The 16,301-nt window shown below is 53.9% G+C and carries 17 protein-coding genes; 8 read left to right on the forward strand and 9 right to left on the reverse strand.

Annotated elements, in window-relative coordinates; all coding sequences use genetic code 11:
- The 6 genes from G6Q15_RS04590 to G6Q15_RS04615 form a co-directional block, all read right to left on the reverse strand.
- A complete protein-coding gene (locus G6Q15_RS04590; RefSeq protein ID WP_240330751.1) occupies positions 1 to 975 on the reverse strand; it encodes a type II secretion system F family protein in 975 nt (324 codons plus the stop codon).
- Positions 976 to 1,045: 70 nt separating this feature from the next.
- Positions 1,046 to 2,317: a pilus assembly protein CpaE gene (locus tag G6Q15_RS04595; protein WP_164116151.1), complete on the reverse strand. Its 1,272-nt coding sequence runs from the start codon at positions 2,315 to 2,317 to the stop codon at positions 1,046 to 1,048.
- On the reverse strand, positions 2,317 to 2,955 hold the full coding sequence (locus G6Q15_RS04600; protein WP_240330752.1) for a CpaD family pilus assembly protein: 639 nt from the start codon (positions 2,953 to 2,955) through the stop codon (positions 2,317 to 2,319). The genes G6Q15_RS04595 and G6Q15_RS04600 overlap by 1 nt, the downstream gene beginning before the upstream one ends.
- A gap of 28 nt (positions 2,956 to 2,983) precedes the next feature.
- Positions 2,984 to 4,456 carry a type II and III secretion system protein family protein gene (locus tag G6Q15_RS04605; protein WP_240330764.1) on the reverse strand — a complete coding sequence of 491 codons (1,473 nt, stop codon included), beginning with the start codon at positions 4,454 to 4,456 and terminating at the stop codon, positions 2,984 to 2,986.
- A 55-nt stretch (positions 4,457 to 4,511) separates the two neighbouring features.
- Positions 4,512 to 5,525, reverse strand: a complete 1,014-nt coding sequence (gene cpaB, locus G6Q15_RS04610) for a Flp pilus assembly protein CpaB (RefSeq protein WP_164116156.1) — start codon at positions 5,523 to 5,525, stop codon at positions 4,512 to 4,514.
- A 47-nt stretch (positions 5,526 to 5,572) separates the two neighbouring features.
- Positions 5,573 to 6,046, reverse strand: coding sequence for a prepilin peptidase (locus G6Q15_RS04615; RefSeq protein ID WP_164116158.1), 474 nt, complete (start codon positions 6,044 to 6,046; stop codon positions 5,573 to 5,575).
- Positions 6,047 to 6,127: 81 nt separating this feature from the next.
- Between G6Q15_RS04615 and G6Q15_RS04620 the strand changes: the two genes are divergently transcribed.
- The 3 genes from G6Q15_RS04620 (at position 6,128) to G6Q15_RS04630 (ending at position 8,504) form a co-directional block, all read left to right on the forward strand.
- Positions 6,128 to 7,120, forward strand: a complete 993-nt coding sequence (locus G6Q15_RS04620; RefSeq protein WP_345940287.1) for an alpha/beta hydrolase — start codon at positions 6,128 to 6,130, stop codon at positions 7,118 to 7,120.
- Complete coding sequence (locus tag G6Q15_RS04625) at positions 7,117 to 8,232, forward strand: FAD-dependent oxidoreductase (RefSeq protein ID WP_164116161.1); 1,116 nt, start codon at positions 7,117 to 7,119, stop codon at positions 8,230 to 8,232. Before G6Q15_RS04620 ends, G6Q15_RS04625 begins: the two co-directional genes overlap by 4 nt.
- A gap of 95 nt (positions 8,233 to 8,327) precedes the next feature.
- The gene (locus tag G6Q15_RS04630; RefSeq protein WP_164116163.1) at positions 8,328 to 8,504 is read left to right on the forward strand and encodes a YegP family protein; all 177 of its coding nucleotides are present in this window, start codon (positions 8,328 to 8,330) and stop codon (positions 8,502 to 8,504) included.
- Here the strand turns inward: G6Q15_RS04630 and rnhA are convergent, their stop codons facing one another.
- From rnhA to ispH, 3 genes are read right to left on the reverse strand one after another with little or no spacing between them, the layout of a single operon-like run.
- Entirely contained in the window at positions 8,505 to 8,963 is a 459-nt protein-coding gene (gene rnhA, locus G6Q15_RS04635) for a ribonuclease HI (protein WP_164116165.1), read from the reverse strand.
- Positions 8,960 to 9,919 (reverse strand): homoserine kinase, encoded by a 960-nt coding sequence (gene thrB, locus G6Q15_RS04640; protein ID WP_164116168.1) that lies wholly within the window; start codon positions 9,917 to 9,919, stop codon positions 8,960 to 8,962. The genes rnhA and thrB overlap by 4 nt, the downstream gene beginning before the upstream one ends.
- Positions 9,919 to 10,866: a 4-hydroxy-3-methylbut-2-enyl diphosphate reductase gene (ispH, locus tag G6Q15_RS04645; RefSeq protein WP_164116170.1), complete on the reverse strand. Its 948-nt coding sequence runs from the start codon at positions 10,864 to 10,866 to the stop codon at positions 9,919 to 9,921. Before ispH ends, thrB begins: the two co-directional genes overlap by 1 nt.
- Positions 10,867 to 10,989: 123 nt before the next feature.
- Here ispH and G6Q15_RS04650 point away from each other — a divergent pair, with 123 nt between their 5' ends.
- The 5 genes from G6Q15_RS04650 (at position 10,990) to G6Q15_RS04670 (ending at position 16,297) form a co-directional block, all read left to right on the forward strand.
- A complete protein-coding gene (locus tag G6Q15_RS04650; RefSeq protein WP_205518097.1) occupies positions 10,990 to 11,640 on the forward strand; it encodes a hypothetical protein in 651 nt (216 codons plus the stop codon).
- Positions 11,641 to 11,792: 152 nt separating this feature from the next.
- Positions 11,793 to 13,517 carry an arginine--tRNA ligase gene (gene argS / locus G6Q15_RS04655; protein ID WP_164116174.1) on the forward strand — a complete coding sequence of 575 codons (1,725 nt, stop codon included), beginning with the start codon at positions 11,793 to 11,795 and terminating at the stop codon, positions 13,515 to 13,517.
- Positions 13,518 to 13,547: 30 nt separating this feature from the next.
- Positions 13,548 to 14,336, forward strand: a complete 789-nt coding sequence (locus G6Q15_RS04660; protein WP_164116176.1) for an SPOR domain-containing protein — start codon at positions 13,548 to 13,550, stop codon at positions 14,334 to 14,336.
- 159 nt (positions 14,337 to 14,495) lie between these two features.
- Positions 14,496 to 15,503 (forward strand): beta-N-acetylhexosaminidase, encoded by a 1,008-nt coding sequence (nagZ, locus tag G6Q15_RS04665; RefSeq protein WP_164116178.1) that lies wholly within the window; start codon positions 14,496 to 14,498, stop codon positions 15,501 to 15,503.
- Positions 15,500 to 16,297, forward strand: coding sequence for a ScpA family protein (locus G6Q15_RS04670; protein ID WP_164116180.1), 798 nt, complete (start codon positions 15,500 to 15,502; stop codon positions 16,295 to 16,297). The genes nagZ and G6Q15_RS04670 overlap by 4 nt, the downstream gene beginning before the upstream one ends.
- Positions 16,298 to 16,301: the final 4 nt, after the last annotated feature.

Genomic DNA, 16,301 nt, shown 5'->3' on the forward strand with positions numbered 1-16,301 from the left:
TTAAATTTCGAAATTGACCATTTTGGCCATGATGAAAGCGCCAATGCTCATCCAGACAGCACCGCCCAAGCCGGCAATAATAAGCCGGTCATCGGTAAAAAAGCCGCCCAAATACGTAGGATTGATCCACCAGACCATACCGAATACGATAAAGGGCAATGCGCCAACGATATAGGCCGAGGCCTTGGATTCAGAGGACATGGCCCGGATCTTCAACTTCATCTGTGAACGCTTGCGCAGCACATCGGCAAGGTTGGCCAGTGTTTCAGCCAGGTTACCCCCGGTTTCACGCTGGATGGCAATGGTGATGCAAAAGAAGTTGAATTCAGGCGTACCCAGTTTTTTGGCTGTTTCTTCTAAAGCTTCATCCATCGAACGGCCAATCTTGATCCGTTCGGTCACGCTCTTGAATTCTTCGCCAACCGGACCTTCTATCTCCTGCGCAACCACAGTCAGTGTTTCTGTTACAGGCAGGCCGGAACGCAAACCGCGCACAAGCAATTCAATGGCGTCAGGAAAACTGCTGGTGAACTGATTCACTCTGCGTTTGATCAGGAAGCCGATCACCAGATGGGGAAGGCCAAGGCCAAGCATGATGCCAACTGCACTGGACAGCATCAGGTTACCCGAACGCGTATACACCAGGATCATGAACGTGATGGCGATGCCCAGGCTGACATAAGCATATTGGGCAATGGTCCACGATTTACCGGTCATATGAATTCGATTGGCCAGTATATCGATACGGCTCTGCTTTTCACCTTCATTGACCATACGCGGTTTGCGTGCGGCCACGGCCTTGCGCATCTGCGCCTCGACAGTCGTCTGCGTGCTATCGCTGTGCCGCAGCTTCATATCATGCAGGCGGCGAGCGCCAATCTTGTTCTTTGATGGCCCGGAAAAAGCGAAAATCAATAGCGCGGCAAGCGAGACGATTCCCGTTACCAGCAATATATATTGCAAAATATCCGGCATATTCATTCCTGTCTGGCTGTGGCCATATTCACGCGGGCAGATAGCTGTGCGCGAATAAATGCCTGTTCACTTATTTTTTCGGTTTGCTGGGCAGAAGGCTCTTAAAGTCTCCGAATTTTCCGAGAAGCGATTTTTTCGCACCGCTTTCATCTTCTTCATCTTCTTCAATTTCAGCCACGCCAAGCGCATATTCCGCCAGGTTTTTCAGGACAGCGCTGGCCTTGTGATTCTTATTGGCCTCAATAAATGGCTGCCCAAGCTTTGCGGCGTTGGCGACGGCTTTAAAGTCAGCCGGCACTACAAAATCCACCTTGCGTTCAACCGAAGCCTCAAAATCGGCTTTACTGATTTCCAGATTGCCTGGCTGCACCTTATTGGCGACCAGTATGACACGGGAATGCGGCGCGTTGCTTTTCAGCCATGAAAGAATGCGGATTGCATCGCGCGCGGAGGCCAGTGTCAGTTCCGCTACCACGACGGTGACGTTTACATCACCCATCAGGTGCGGATAATCGACTACCATGTTGCGCGGCAGGTCAGTCACGGTGCATTCAAACACCTGCTTGAATTCTTCCTGAAGCTGGAAAAAGGCCGCACCATCTGTCATCAGCGGCGCACTCAATGGTGCTTCCGCAGACAGCAGTGACAGTTTGTCGTTCGCCTTGATCATCGCGCGTTCGATAAATAACCCGTCAATACGGCTGGGATTATCGATTGCGTCGGTCAGGCCGCGGCCTGGTTCAAGGTCCATGGTAAGTGCGCCGGTGCCAAAGTGGACGTCAAGGTCCAAAAGCGCCGTATCGCGCGCGTTTTGCGTACTGAAATACCATGCCAGCGAAGTTGCAACCAGGCTGGCTCCCACACCGCCACGCGTACCAATGACAGCAGTGCTGACATGTTGGTGCTCAGCGTTGCCTTCAGTTGTTTTCGGCGCATTGAAAATGGTCTGTGCCTGCGCGAGTGTATCGCGCAGCTGGTCCGCTGTAACGGGCTTGAGTAGATAGTCCTGCAGTCCGCTTACGATTAAGTCACGGTAAAGCCGTACATCATTGACCTGACCCATCGCGATGACCACAGTGCCGGGTTCGCAGACTTCGGCAAGCGCATTGATATCATTGAGCGGATCACCTGATTCTGACAAGTCCACCAATAAAATATTGGGGCTCGCCGTGATCGACAGCGACTGGATTGCATTGCGCAATCCACCCTGATTGCACTTTTCAGGCTGCCAACCCATGTCAACTGCAACTTCGCGTACGACATCAAGTGTCGCATCATCGCAGACATAAGCGTTAAATGGATCACGGACACCCGTGGATGCCGGGTTAAATGGTGCGTTCATTATTCGCCTCCCCCTGTTGCCGAGCTGCCACCAAGACTGCCGCTCCCCGGTGCTGCTTCACGGTATTTCTTGGCCGCTTTTGCACCATGTGAGACATCGGCCGTGCCGTCACTTTCCTTGCCGTGCACCAGGTCTTCCGGATCGGCTATCATGGCCGCCAGATTGCTGTTCAGTGCACAGCCAAAATTGCGGCTTGTGGCGTTGTTGAAATTATTTTCCTGCTTGCCGGCCCAGTCAGGACAGCCAGGAACACGGGCGCTGGAGCGGCTTACGACCACGCGAAGCCCGCCAGGTGCAATATTGCCTGTTGTAACAGGAGCTGCATCGGCAACTTCCAGACCATAACGTGATGCTACGGCCTCAACCATGGAGCGTGCGGCCAGACTGCCGCCGGGATTGTCGAGCGAAACACGGTCGCCATATCCCAGGTCCATCGCATCAAACCATTCGGACAGAACCTGTTGCTGTTGCACTGGCAGGCTGCCGCCAGGTGTCAGGGACAGGTCCAGCGCATAATTGGCGCGTGACACAACAGGCTGATGTACAGAATTGAGCGTACGGTTATCTGCCATGCCGCCCGCGCATGCTGTGAGGGAAAGGGCAAGGGCGAGTATTACGCCTGATGATAGCTTGTTCATGTGTAATTCCTTCATCTTACGACCTTTCTCATTCAAAACTGAAGCCGGGCTCAGCGGAAGCAGTTTTCACTTTCTTGCCCTTTTTCGATGCACGCTTCTGACTTGGGGGTGCTTTATATTTTGTATCAAGGCTTCCAAGTTCGGGTGCAGCCGGGTTTGAATTTTCAACGCCGGGTTTTGGACGATCGCCGCCTGTGACGCCGTCACTTTGCTGATTCAGCAGCAATTGCTGGGCATCATTTGGTGCGCGGTATCCGTCGGTGGGCAGGACAATGTCATTGGCATTGATCGGCTTGACTAGATACGGTGTAACAATAATCACCAATTCGGTTTCACCGCGGCGATAGCTGCGCGATTTGAACAGGTTGCCCAGCACTGGGATATCGCCAAGTACCGGTGTCTTATCGACCGAGTTTTGCGAGTTATTGCTGAGCAAGCCAGCAATCATCATGCTTTGGCCAGAGCCAAGTTCGACTGTCGTTTCTGCGCGGCGGATCGTCAGTCCCGGAATTTCAAAGCCGTTGAGCGATACTGCACCAGCGGAAGAAAGTTCCGATACTTCGGGGCTCACGCGCATGGAAATACGCCCATTGGCTAAAACGGTTGGCGTGTATGATAGCGAAATGCCGAAATTGCGATACTCGACAGTTGTAGTGCCCAGCCCCTGAGAAATTGGGATCGGGAATTCGCCGCCGGCCAGGAAGTCGGCTGTTTCACCCGACAGGGCTGTCAGGTTTGGCTGCGACAACGTCGTGATCAGGCCAGCCTGTTCGCCCAGGTCAAATGCAAGACCGAGATCCAGTCCAAAAAGACTGGCAATGGCGGCAATTGTTGTCTGTCCCGATTGTCCGTTGATGGTTGCAGATCCGGTATTAGTGTCGAACACAACAGCGTCACGGCCACGGATCGCGCCAAAGCCAAAACCACCCGTCTGGTCAACCGTGGTAAAGTTGCCGTCCATCGCTTTCACCAGCGTGCGGCTGACTTCAGCTACGCGTACCTGAAGGTTCACCTGAAGCGGCGTCGCAGTGCGAAGTCGGCTCATTACCTGGGTATCGTCACCTACAAAGGCCTGCACCAGCCGTTCTGCTTCAGCGCCGTCTTCGGGTGCCGCAACCGTTCCGGTAAGCAGTACAACACCGTTCATGGTGTTGACGTTGATTTTGGCGTTCGGCATGGCCAGGCCAAGCATCTGGTCAACTGAGTCCAGGTTTGCACCGACACGCACTGTTGCCGAATAAACAATCGCGCCGCTGGCATTGCTGGCGTAAAGCGTGGTCTCACCCGTGCTTTTACCAAAGACATAAAGCTGGCGGTTCGATTTGACCTGCACATCGGCGATGCCTTCATTCGCGATAAACAGGTCGCTGATACCCGAAGGCAGGCTGATAAGCTGGCCACGGCCAATGGAAAGCACTATTTCGTTGCTGGGTTTTTCAACACGTGCCTGTGCCGCTGCGGGTGTGGCGGTCAGAGCGGTGAATGCGGTTGCCGCAATCATGCTGGCCAATGCCGGGCCCATAACCGACCTTTTGAATTTTTTTGCTTTGGTCATCTTATTTACCTCCAACCGGAACAACGGTCACTGATTTGCCGCGTGAGATACGGACACTGGGTTGATTGCTGACTTGCACTGCGCGTACCGGTGCCCCCCCTACAGCCGGTGCGGCTGGCGGTGCGGGCGCTTTTGTTGCACGCGGGACGGTACGGCGCTGGAAACGCGATACATCGCCACCAGTGGAATAGGTCTTGTCGGTATCAACTGGACGATTGGCGACACTGTGCAGGAATTTTTCTTCCGCTTCCGGGTCATCGGAATCGGGGATTTCCACTTCGCCAGATGCAATGGCGCGTTCCAGTTCGGCCTCGTTATCCGCAATGGACCGCAGCGACAGGCTCAATGTACCGATTGTCTGCGCTACAGCGATTTTTTCGGCCAGTTTTGGTGTGGCTTCAACGGTCACCGTGCTGAATGTACGAACCACAGACTTATTGTCCTCATTCACCGCATTTACACGTTGGTCTGTTGCCAGCACGCGCAGGTTGCGGATGATGGTTTCAGACGCCTTGAGTGCCGCTCCGCCATCCTTACCTGGCACGGTCTGTGTCAGGACAAGGTCGATACGGTCACCAGGGAAAACAAAGCCGGCCACGCCCGTACGCGCAGATACCGGAACCGTCACGGCACGCATGCCAGCGCCCAATGCTGCTGCAAGGAACCCGCGGTCACCCGGATGCACAATGGCACCCTGGGTCAGCGGCTGACCTGCCGTGATCGGATGGCGTACAACTGTGCCCACCAGCGATGCCTGATCGGTCTGGCCGCTCAGATAATATGCTTTTTCAATCAGGTCTTCCGGCCAGGGCTGGAAGGAAAAACTGTCGGGCGTGATAATTGTGCCCACGGGCAGCGAACGGGCAGCGACCAGTACTTTGGGTCCCTGGGCCGGTTGTGCGGCGGCTTCTACCTTTGGGGCAGCGGCGCCGGAGAACATGGCCTTGGCCAGAAAGGCGGTACCTATCGCTATGACCAGCGCGCCTACCAGTAATATCAGCTTTTTCTTATCCATGGTTTATACTGCCTCCATGCAGATACGGTTTCTTGTCGGTATGTATTTCAGGCAAAATGGTTAATATATCGTTCGCCAATGACCCACAGGCCGGCAAACGCGATTGCCATGCCATAGGGAATTTCGAGTTTATGTTTGGATCTCCTGATCGTGTGGATCATCGCCATGAAGATGGTCAGCAGACCGCCAGCCACAGACATGATGATGACCACGGTCAACATGATCTCCCACGGGAACCACAGGGCGAGTGCGCCAAGAAGTTTGACGTCACCGCCGCCCATGGCGCCAATGATTTGCATGATGGTAAAAAATGCGAATACGCCAAAAGCCAGTCCCAGCTGAATGGCGATATCTGGCCAGAACTGCATGCCTGTTGCCCACCAATAGGCGGGTGCGGCCAAGGCAATCATGGCATTGAGATAATGCTCAATCTCGCGGCGTTTAATATCGGTATATGCAGCATGCAATAGTCCGATTGCCAATGCGGCCAAGAGCCCGTAAGTAAGATTTTCCCCTGTCATGGGTATTGGTATAACAACGATGGCTTACCAAATAGTAACCATGCCGTTTTTTTAACGATCACTATGAAAAAAGGATGAATTTTGGGGCGTGAAGATGTGACCGAGCCGGGAACGGATATGGAAACCTTTGACAGAAGGGCAATTCCGCAAGGGGCTAGTGAAAGCTATTGGGAAGCGCAGGACGGATGGAAAATTCGCCGCTTCGACTGGCCTGCCGAGCTGCCTGATGATTCGATCGCGCGTGGTTCGATGCTATTCATGGCGGGGCGCGGCGATTTGTATGAAAAATATCTGGAGACATTTGCGCATTTCCATAAGGCTGGCTGGAACATAACCGCGTCCGATTGGCGCGGGCAGGCGGGATCCGGTCGTATGACCGATAGCCAGTATATCGGTCATATTGAGGATTTTTCTGTCTGGATCGACGATATCCGCTTCTTCTTCGAACAATGGAAAGCCAGCACACCAGGGCCGCATGCTATCATGGCGCATTCGATGGGCGGGCATTTGATTGCACGGGCACTTATCGAAAAAGCGGTGGACCCGGATGCGGCCATATTGATTGCGCCGATGCTGGGTATGCGTGGGCTTAACCTGCCATTGCCTATCGGCCACTTCCTGACGCGGATCATGAAATGGATTGGCAATCCCAAGCGGCCCGCCTGGAAAGTGAGCGAAAAGCCCGCGTCACCGCTCGAAATCCGGCAAAGCCTGCTCACCAATGACGATGACCGCTATGCCGATGAGCTGTTCTGGTGGGGCAAGCGGCCGGAACTGGTCATGGGACCGGCCAGCTGGAACTGGGTCGAACGTGCCTATGCTTCCGCGCGGCATATAAGGACAAAGAGGCAGTGGGAAAGTGTCGATACACCCGTATATATAGTCGCCACCTCGGCGGACGAGCTGGTACGGCATCGTAATATCGAAGAAGCCGTGGAGCGCATGCCCAAGGCCGAGATGCTGGAATTTGGTGAGGAAGCAGCACATGAAATATTGCGTGAGGTCGATGCCATACGTGATCGGGCGCTGGCTGGCATCGATGTATTTCTGGACCGGGCAACTGCACCAGAATGAGCGATTTTGATATCGTCATTATCGGCGCCGGTATAGCGGGCGCCAGCCTGGCATCCGAGCTTGCGGGCAGTGCAAAAGTCATGGTTGCCGAGCGGGAAGAATTTCCCGGTTACCACAGTACCGGCCGTTCTGCGGCTTTCTGGACAGAAAGCTATGGTGGCCCGCAGGTGCAGCCGCTTACCAGCGCATCAGGCCCGTGGTTTGCCAACCCGCCCAGCCATATCAGTGCGCACAGCCTGCTTGTGAAGCGCGGTGCACTTACCATTGGCAAAGCATCAGACAAGGCAGCGCTCAAGGATTTTTATGAGACATTTGCCGGGAGCGTGTCGCATATTCATGAAGTTGGCCGCGATGTTCTGGAACAACATGTCGGCGGGCTGGATGCAGATTATCAGCACGGCGTTTATGAGCCTGACTGCTGCGACATTGATGTCGCCGCCGTGCATCAGGGGTATTTGCGCCATGCCAGGGCACAGGGTGCGCAGCTGCGTACGCGGACGGCGCTGGAAAGTGCACAATATGCGGACGGGCAATGGCATCTTGGGCTGGGCGGTGAAACTATCACCGCTGCAATTCTCGTCAATGCAGCAGGGGCATGGGCGGATAATATCGCGCAAATGGCGTCTGTGGCGCCGCTGAATATCACACCCTATCGCCGTACTGTGTTGCAGCTGCAGGTGGCCCCGACAGTCTCACGGGACCTGCCACTTGTGCTCGATATAAATGGCAACTTCTATTTCAAACCTGAAAATGGCCGGCTCTGGCTCAGCCCGCATGACGAAACCGAAACTGCTGCCGGAGATGTAGCTCCCGAAGAGCTGGACATCGCCACCACGATTGACCGGTTTGAGAAAATAGTGAACTGGAAAGTTGTCAGATTGGAAAAAGCGTGGGCGGGTTTACGTTCCTTTGCGCCTGACCGGCTACCTGTTTACGGATTTGATTCCGGCAATCCTGGTTTTTTCTGGTTTGCCGGACAGGGCGGTTTTGGTATTCAGACAGCGCCCGCTGCGGCGAAAATTGCGCGCATGCAGATACTGGAAGAACCCGCGAAGGCGATGGTCGAGGAAATTAACCCGGCCCCATATGCGCCTGCACGTTTTTGTGCATAAAATCTTTTATAAAGAGGTTTTGCAGTCGGCGCTCTGGTATAAGGCGAGCAAGATCGTTAGTGTCATTTACGAAATTAACCCTGAAGGAGAAAAAAATGGGACATCATTTTGAAATTTATAAAGATAAAGCTGGCGAATTTCGTGTTCGCTTCAAATACAATGACGAAATCATGTTTTCTACCGAGGGATATTCGAACAAAGCCGGCGCGCAAAATGCTATTGATTCAATCAAGAAGAACGGCCCTGGTGCCGACACAGTCGATAACAGCTAATCAGAACTGATCAGCGACGCCGCTGGCAATTGCCATAGCGGCGTCGCTGGCCAGCATATCGGCGCGTTCATTATCTACGTCGCCCGCATGGCCTTTCACCCATTTCCATTCAATTTGATGCGGTGCCACCGCTTCAAGTAATTCCTGCCATAAGTCGGCATTTTTGACCGGTTTCTTGGCCGCTGTTTTCCAGCCATTTTTCTGCCAGCCATATATCCATTTGGTAATGCCGTCTTTCACGTAACTGCTGTCCGTGGACAGTGTCACACGGCAAGGACGTTTTAACGCCTGCAAAGCGCGAATGGCGGCCATAAGCTCCATGCGGTTATTGGTTGTATCCGCTTCTCCGCCGGATATTTCCTTTTCTTTTGTCCCATAACGAATCAAAGCGCCCCAGCCGCCCGGACCGGGATTGCCCTTGCATGCGCCATCAGTGGCAATTTCCACTGCCTTACTCATGCGAACATCACCGTATTTTTCGGGTCGCGGTAAAATTGCAGGCGTCTGACAAAATCCATAGGATTCTTGCGCGTTACAAGTGCATCGGACGGAGTGTTGATCCAATCATAGGCGCGGCTGAGCGTAAAGCGCAGAGCCGCCCCGCGTGCCAGCACATGCATCGCATATATTTCCGCATCGTCCTGCTCCAGATGCTCGCGATAGCCATTTAAAAGTGCGTTTGACAATGCGCGGTCAAACTTCTCCCCGTTTGGAGAAAAACACCAGGCAGCATGGGTGATGGCAAGGTCATATGCGCGGATATCCGTGCAGGAAAAATAGAAATCGATTACGCCTTTAACCTGGTTGCCCAGCATCAGCACATTATCGGGAAACAGGTCAGCATGAATGATCGAGTGCTGTAAACCCTCGGGCCAATTTTGCTCAAGATAAGCAAGCTCACTATTCACTATGTCTGGCAATTCACCATGAATATGTGCGAGCGAATCACCGCACTGCGCAGCCATTTCATTCCAGCTGGCGATGCCCATGCTATTGGGACGCCGGGTTTTGAAATCGGCGGCGGCCACATGCAACTCTGCAAGCGATGCACCTGCTGCCATGGCCTGCTTACTTGATGGCTGGGTAACCGACACACCCTGCAGGAATTCGATCAGGCAGGCCGGTTTCCCCGCCAGCTCCTGCAGTTGCATGCCATCATTATCGGCAATGGCACGCGGTACGGGCATACCCTTACCTGCAAGGTGGTCGAGGAGTGATATGAAAAACGGCAGATCGTCAGGGTTCACACGCTTTTCATAGAGCGTGAGAATATAGCGCCCCGTTTCAGTCTCGACGAGGTAATTGCTGTTCTCAACGCCCTCGGCAATGCCCTTGAAACTGCGTAACTGACCAACACTATAGCGTGACAGAAATGCCGCCATGTCCTCTGCACTGACCTGTGTATATACAGCCATCAGGCGCTATCTGCCATCAGTTCGCGGGGAAGTTTGAACACCATTTTTTCTTCGGCAGTGATGACGGTTTCTTCCTGCACGTTGAATTTTGTGCCAAGTTTTTCCACCACTTCACGCACCAGCAGTTCTGGCGCAGAGGCTCCGGCGGTAAGGCCGAGTGTCCCGACGCCTTTTAGCCATGCAAAATCAATTTCATCTGCGCGCTGGATCAGGCGGGCACGGATACCTGCACGCTCGGCAACTTCGACAAGGCGAAGCGAATTGGAGCTGTTTGGCGCACCAATTACCAGTACCAGGTCACAGGAAGAAGCGATGGATTTGACTGCAGCCTGCCGATTGGATGTTGCATAACAGATATCTTCACCCCTTGGCCCGACGATACTCGGAAAGCGTTTCTTCAACGCTTCAATAACGCCGCGCGTATCATCCACTGAAAGTGTTGTCTGGGTAAGGAAAGCCAGGCTTTCCGGATTTTCCACGTTCAGTGCTGCCACATCATCAGGTGTTTCCACCAATGTCATCTGGCCTTCTTCCACCTGTCCGAAAGTGCCGATTACCTCTGGATGGCCCTTATGGCCTATAAAAATAATATGCCGCCCTGCTTCGACTTGCCGTTCAGCCTGCCGGTGCACTTTTGAAACAAGCGGGCAGGTGGCGTCAACATAGGTGAGGCCGCGCTGGGCCGCCTTGTGCGGCACGGCCTTGGGTACACCGTGTGCGGAAAAAACGACCGGCACGCCATCGGGTACTTTATCGAGTTCTTCCACAAAAACGGCGCCTTTTGCTTTCAGGCTGTCGACGACATATTTATTATGCACGATTTCATGACGCACATAGACAGGCGCACCGTATTTTTTCAGGGCAATTTCGACAATATCAATCGCACGGTCCACGCCGGCACAAAATCCGCGTGGAGCAGCAATTAAAAGCTGAAGATGCTGTTTCATATTCGGTTACCGTTCATTTTATGCACTTTATCAACCTGCCATGGCAATCACGGGCGTTGCGCTTCCCATATGGGACGGATATGAAGCCAGTAAACACCTATTGAAGGAAAAGTCGAGATTATGATGACATTGCGCGCTAAATCCATGGCTATTGTCGCCCCATTGATCGTTCTGGGCGGTTGTGCCGGTGATAATGAACTCCGTATTGGCCAGGGTGTAGGTGTCACATCTACCTTATCGGCATGCCCATCTGTGGCCATTCCTGACAATACAGGTGACATAACACTGTTCAACCCTGCCAGCAGCACCGACGCCAGTGCCATTGATGTTGTCGCAAATGTTACCAACCTGCGCAGTAGCTGTAATGAAGCGTCGGAAAAGATTTACGCTGTGGCGACATTTGATGTGCAGGCCCGCCGCAGCAACGCCAGTGGAGCGCGGCAGGTGACACTGCCTTACTTCTCCACTGTTGTTCGTGGTGGCACATCCGTGATTTCCAAGCGCATTGGTTCTGTCACGCTCAACTTTGCAGATGGTTCATATCGCGCCCAGGCCCAGGGGCAGGGCGCGGCCTATATTGACAAGGTGGCAGCGACACTACCCGCCGATATCCGTGAGAAAATCACGCGCAAGCGTAAAAGCGGTGACGTGGATGCAGCTGTGGACCCGCTGTCGGATCCAGCTGTACGTGCGGCGCTGGCCCGGACCAGCTTTGAACTGCTGGTCGGCTTCCAGCTTTCAGGTGACCAGTTGCGATATAATGTGACGCGATAAGGGTTCAGCCAGAACCCGTCTTTCGGTAAAATCAATACCGGCCTGCCGCCAAACTCTTTTACATATATGGGAGTTAGGCTATTCACGCCATGCGACAGGCTGCTAAGCACCCGCCGGGTGCAAGCCTATAGTATATGTCAGGATACACAAAAGTGACTATTTATAAACGCTTTGCCGATCATGTGGATGCGGTGCTCGACAATCTGGCGGCGGCTGGTGAGCTGCCTGCAGATATGCAGTTTACGGGCGTAACCGTAGAGCCGCCGCGTGATCCGTCGCATGGTGACCTTGCCACAAATGCAGCCATGGTACTGGCGCGCCAGGCAAAAACCAATCCGCGCGAACTGGCGGTGAAAATAGCCGCTGGACTGGAAAAGCTGGAAGACGTGACGTCTGCTGAAATCGCGGGACCTGGGTTTATCAATCTTCGGCTTGGTTTCCGGTGCTGGGTGTCAGAGTTGACTGAAATTGCGCGACTGAGTGATGGTTATGGCCGCTCTGACATGGGCAAGGGCCGCACCGTCAATGTCGAATATGTATCTGCAAACCCGACGGGTCCGATGCACATGGGGCATGTGCGTGGTGCCGTGGTTGGCGATGCACTGGCTTCTTTGCTCGAATTTGCCGGGCATAAGGTCGTGCGTGAATATTATATCAATGATGCCGGCGGACAGGTGGATACACTGTCTCGTTCCGTGCATCTGCGCTACTGCGAAGCGCTGGGCGGGGATATCGGGGATATACCCGAAGGCCTGTACCCGGGGTCCTATCTTATCCCTACCGGCAAGCGGCTGGCGGAAAAATATGGCGACACCTATGCATCTGCGGGTGAATCCGAATGGCTTGTCCTGTTCCGTGAAGAAGCCGTGAATGACATGATGGACATGATCCGCGCTGATCTGGCGCTACTCGGGATCAGGCACGATGTTTTTGCATCCGAGGCACAGTTGCATGTCGAAGGTAAGGCGGAAGCTGCCGAAGCGGAATTGCGCAGCCGTGATCTGGTTTATGATGGTGTTCTGGAAGCGCCCAAGGGCAAAACTGTTGAAGACTGGGAGCCGGTCGAGTTGCCGTTGTTCCGCTCGACAAAATTTGGCGATGACCAGGACCGGCCGATCAGGAAGTCGGACGGGAAATGGACTTATTTTGGTGCTGACCTCGCCTATCATTTTCAAAAACTGCAAAAAGCTGATGAACTGATCGACATATGGGGTGCGGATCATGCGGGCACGGTCAAGCGGATCAAGGCAGCCGTTGCGGCACTGGCCGGGGAAGACGCAAAATTTGATGTGAAACTTGTACAGATGGTCAAGCTGCTGCGCGATGGCGAGCCTGTTAAAATGTCGAAACGGTCGGGGACATTCGTGACATTGAAAGAAGTAGTCGATGAAGTCGGCAAGGACGCGGTGCGTTTTACCATGCTGACGCGTAAAGCCGACGCGCAGATGGAATTTGATTTCGCCAAGGTGGTAGAGGCGAGCCGTGATAATCCGGTATTCTATGTGCAATATGCCCATGCGCGTATCCAGACCATGCTACGCAAAGCAGAGGCGGACGGTATTGCGCCTTCAGATGCCAATCTTGACCGGCTGGGTGAGGAAGAAATCGCACTTGTCCAGCAGGCTGCACAATTCCCGCGTATTGTAGAATCTGCAGCACAAAGCCGCGAACCACACAGGATTGCATTTTACCTGAATGACCTGGCTGCGGCATTTCACGGTTTTTATAATTTGGGCAATGATGCCCCTGAAAAACGCATTTTACTGGTCGATGATGCCGAAATGACAGCGGCAAGGCTTTTCTTAGCGCAAAATATAGGGCAGACTATTGCCAATGGCTTGTCGATTATGGGGGTAGAGGCAGCCAATGAGATGTGATTTTGCCCCCGTTCCAAAGGGAATGCGTAGATGGCGGGTGACAATATGACGGGCGAAAATGACAGTTTGGGCTTTGATGAAGATGATAGCCTGCCATGGCTGGAATCTGCCGAAGACTATGATGAGGTTGAAGGCGGCAATATAGGCCGTATTCTGGGCTTCGTTCTCATGGGCTTGATTGCGCTTGCCGCGATTGCGGGCGGTGCATATTGGTATCAGAACAGTTCAGCGGGCGCTGGCAGCGATGGCGGTGGTGCGCTGATCACTGCTGAAAAAGACGATTACAAGATTCCACCCGAAGATCCGCAGGGCAAGGAATTTGAAGGCACTGGTGATGCCAGCTTTAGCGCAAGCGAAGGTGTGCCGAAACAGGCGGCAATCGGTGATTCCGAAACAGCGGCCAAAAAAGCGGCAGAAAAACCACGCGAGACCAAGGCCAAGCCTGCACCCAAAAAAGCCGCACCAGCCGCGCCAAAAGCCGTGAAACAGGCGCCGAAGCCCGAGACGAAAGAAGCGCCCAAACCTGCTTTTTCGGCACTGGAAGAAAAAAGCGCTGCTGATACGCCAAAAGCTACCACGCCCAAAGGCGTAATCGTGCAACTGGGTGCGTATAGCAGTGAAGCAAAAGCAAAAACGGGATGGACCGGGCTGGCACGTAAATATGATTATATTGCAAGCCTGCCCAAAACCATTGTTGCTGCCAATGTCGATGGCGGCACTGTCTATCGCCTGAGTGCAATCGCGCCAAACAATGCAACCGCCAATAATGTGTGCAACCGGCTGAAAGCTTCGGGTGGGGCGTGCTATATCAGGCGTTGATGCTTCGTTTTGACTCAGAATGGGACAGTGATCTGGCTGCTACCCTAAAAAACACCAAATTCACCATATTTCCACAATATAGGGGGTTTGGCCCTTTACCTACACCATATATCGCGTCACACTATCGCTTATGTTGACCGATTTTATCAGGATGAAAACATGAAACCGGTTATTTTCGGGCTATCGGGCCTTACCATGACGGCTGACGAACGTGCATTTTTTGCCGAGGCGGATCCGGCGGGCTATATTATTTTCGGGCGCAATATCGGCACGCACGAACAGTTACGCGCTTTGACCGACAGTATCCGCGAACTGCATGGCCGTGATGATGTGCTGATCCTGATTGATCAGGAAGGCGGACGGGTGGCTCGAATGCAGCCGCCGCACTGGCCCACCTATCCGGCAGGTGCGCAGTTCGACGCACTATACCACATTGCCCCTGCAAGCGCGATTGAGGCGATACGCCTGAATGCTGAAGCCATAGCGCTCGACCTGAATGAGGTGGGTATTAATGTCGATTGCCTGCCGCTGCTTGATGTGCGTCAAGCAGAAACGACATCTGCCATTGGCGACCGCGCACTGGGCAGTGAACCGTTGCGAGTGGCTGCACTGGGCCGGGCCACGCTGGATGGCTTGCGTCGCGGCGGCGTTGAGGGGATTGTCAAGCATATGCCAGGCCACGGCCGCGCGGTGGTTGATAGCCATATGGAATTGCCGCATGTCGATGCGGATGCAGCGGCGCTGGAAAGCGATATTGCACCGTTCAAAACACTGAACGATGCGCCGATGGCGATGACCGCGCATATTGTATATCGTGCCTGGGATGATGTGCGCCCTGCAACCCAGTCGCCTATGGTTATTGACGAGATTATCCGCGGTGAAATCGGCTTTGACGGGTTGCTGCTGTCCGATGATCTCGACATGAAAGCGCTCAAAGGGGATGTCCCCACCCGTGCACTCAAGTCAGTGGAGGCGGGTTGCGACATCGCGCTTAATTGCTGGGGACGCATGGATGAGATGCAGGGGATTGCGGACCTGTTACCCGAAATAAGCAAGGCTTCGAAAGTGCGGTTGGGTGGGGCACTGCGGCTTGTCGCGCCAGATGCAGCGCGGGAACGGCATAGCGAGTGTATTGCCAAACGTGATGAACTGCTGGAGCTGGCATGAACGAGTTGGATATCCTTGATCTGGGAACTGCGCCCGACACGGCTTCGTTTGACGAGCTGGATAGCGCTGTTGGCGAGGATATACTCCATATTGATATAGATGGCTGGGAAGGCCCGCTTGATCTTCTGCTGGCTCTGGCGCGTAACCAGAAAGTCGACTTGCGCGAACTTTCGATACTGGAACTGACCGAGCAATATCTGCAGTTTATTGAAAATGCGCGCGCGCTGAAGCTGGAACTGGCGGCCGATTACCTGGTGATGGCGGCGTGGCTTGCCTATCTGAAATCCGCGTTACTGCTGCCCAAGGATCCCGAAATTGATCCGTCACCCGAAGAGCTGGCGCTACGGCTGCAGATGCGATTGCAGCGGCTGAATGCGATGCGGGAGGCAGGCGCTCGGCTTATGGCCCGGGACCGCATGGCACGTGATGTTTTCATGCGCGGAGATCCGGAAGGCCTGAAAGTCATTGCCAGCAAGAAATGGGAATGCAGCTATTTCGACCTCATTAGTGCCTATGCGCAGATAAAAATGCGTAGCATGCCTGCCGTACACATGGTCAAAAAACGCCATGTCATGACGCTGGAGGAAGCTTTGGCGCGGGTGTCAGCCATGGTGGGTACGGCGATACAATGGACTGATTTGCAACGTTTCCTGCCGTCTGATGCGTCGGAGGATTTGCGGCGTTCGGCGCTGGCATCCAGTTTTCTTGCTGTACTGGAACTTGCCAAGCAGGGGCAGATTGAGTTGGCGCAGGAGGAGGCATTTGCGCCATTGATGATAAGGACATCCAGATGAGCGA

Source organism: Sphingorhabdus sp. Alg239-R122 (assembly GCF_900537065.1).
Taxonomy (GTDB): domain Bacteria; phylum Pseudomonadota; class Alphaproteobacteria; order Sphingomonadales; family Sphingomonadaceae; genus Alg239-R122.

Coding starts and splice junctions, on each gene's coding strand:
- G6Q15_RS04590 (WP_240330751.1), bottom strand. CDS start 975: ATGCCGGATATTTTGCAATATATATTGCTGGTAACGGGAATCGTCTCG.
- G6Q15_RS04595 (WP_164116151.1), bottom strand. CDS start 2,317: ATGAACGCACCATTTAACCCGGCATCCACGGGTGTCCGTGATCCATTT.
- G6Q15_RS04600 (WP_240330752.1), bottom strand. CDS start 2,955: ATGAACAAGCTATCATCAGGCGTAATACTCGCCCTTGCCCTTTCCCTC.
- G6Q15_RS04605 (WP_240330764.1), bottom strand. CDS start 4,456: ATGATTGCGGCAACCGCATTCACCGCTCTGACCGCCACACCCGCAGCG.
- cpaB (WP_164116156.1), bottom strand. CDS start 5,525: ATGGATAAGAAAAAGCTGATATTACTGGTAGGCGCGCTGGTCATAGCG.
- G6Q15_RS04615 (WP_164116158.1), bottom strand. CDS start 6,046: ATGACAGGGGAAAATCTTACTTACGGGCTCTTGGCCGCATTGGCAATC.
- G6Q15_RS04625 (WP_164116161.1), top strand. CDS start 7,117: ATGAGCGATTTTGATATCGTCATTATCGGCGCCGGTATAGCGGGCGCC.
- G6Q15_RS04630 (WP_164116163.1), top strand. CDS start 8,328: ATGGGACATCATTTTGAAATTTATAAAGATAAAGCTGGCGAATTTCGT.
- rnhA (WP_164116165.1), bottom strand. CDS start 8,963: ATGAGTAAGGCAGTGGAAATTGCCACTGATGGCGCATGCAAGGGCAAT.
- thrB (WP_164116168.1), bottom strand. CDS start 9,919: ATGGCTGTATATACACAGGTCAGTGCAGAGGACATGGCGGCATTTCTG.
- ispH (WP_164116170.1), bottom strand. CDS start 10,866: ATGAAACAGCATCTTCAGCTTTTAATTGCTGCTCCACGCGGATTTTGT.
- G6Q15_RS04650 (WP_205518097.1), top strand. CDS start 10,990: ATGACATTGCGCGCTAAATCCATGGCTATTGTCGCCCCATTGATCGTT.
- G6Q15_RS04660 (WP_164116176.1), top strand. CDS start 13,548: ATGGCGGGTGACAATATGACGGGCGAAAATGACAGTTTGGGCTTTGAT.
- nagZ (WP_164116178.1), top strand. CDS start 14,496: ATGAAACCGGTTATTTTCGGGCTATCGGGCCTTACCATGACGGCTGAC.
- G6Q15_RS04670 (WP_164116180.1), top strand. CDS start 15,500: ATGAACGAGTTGGATATCCTTGATCTGGGAACTGCGCCCGACACGGCT.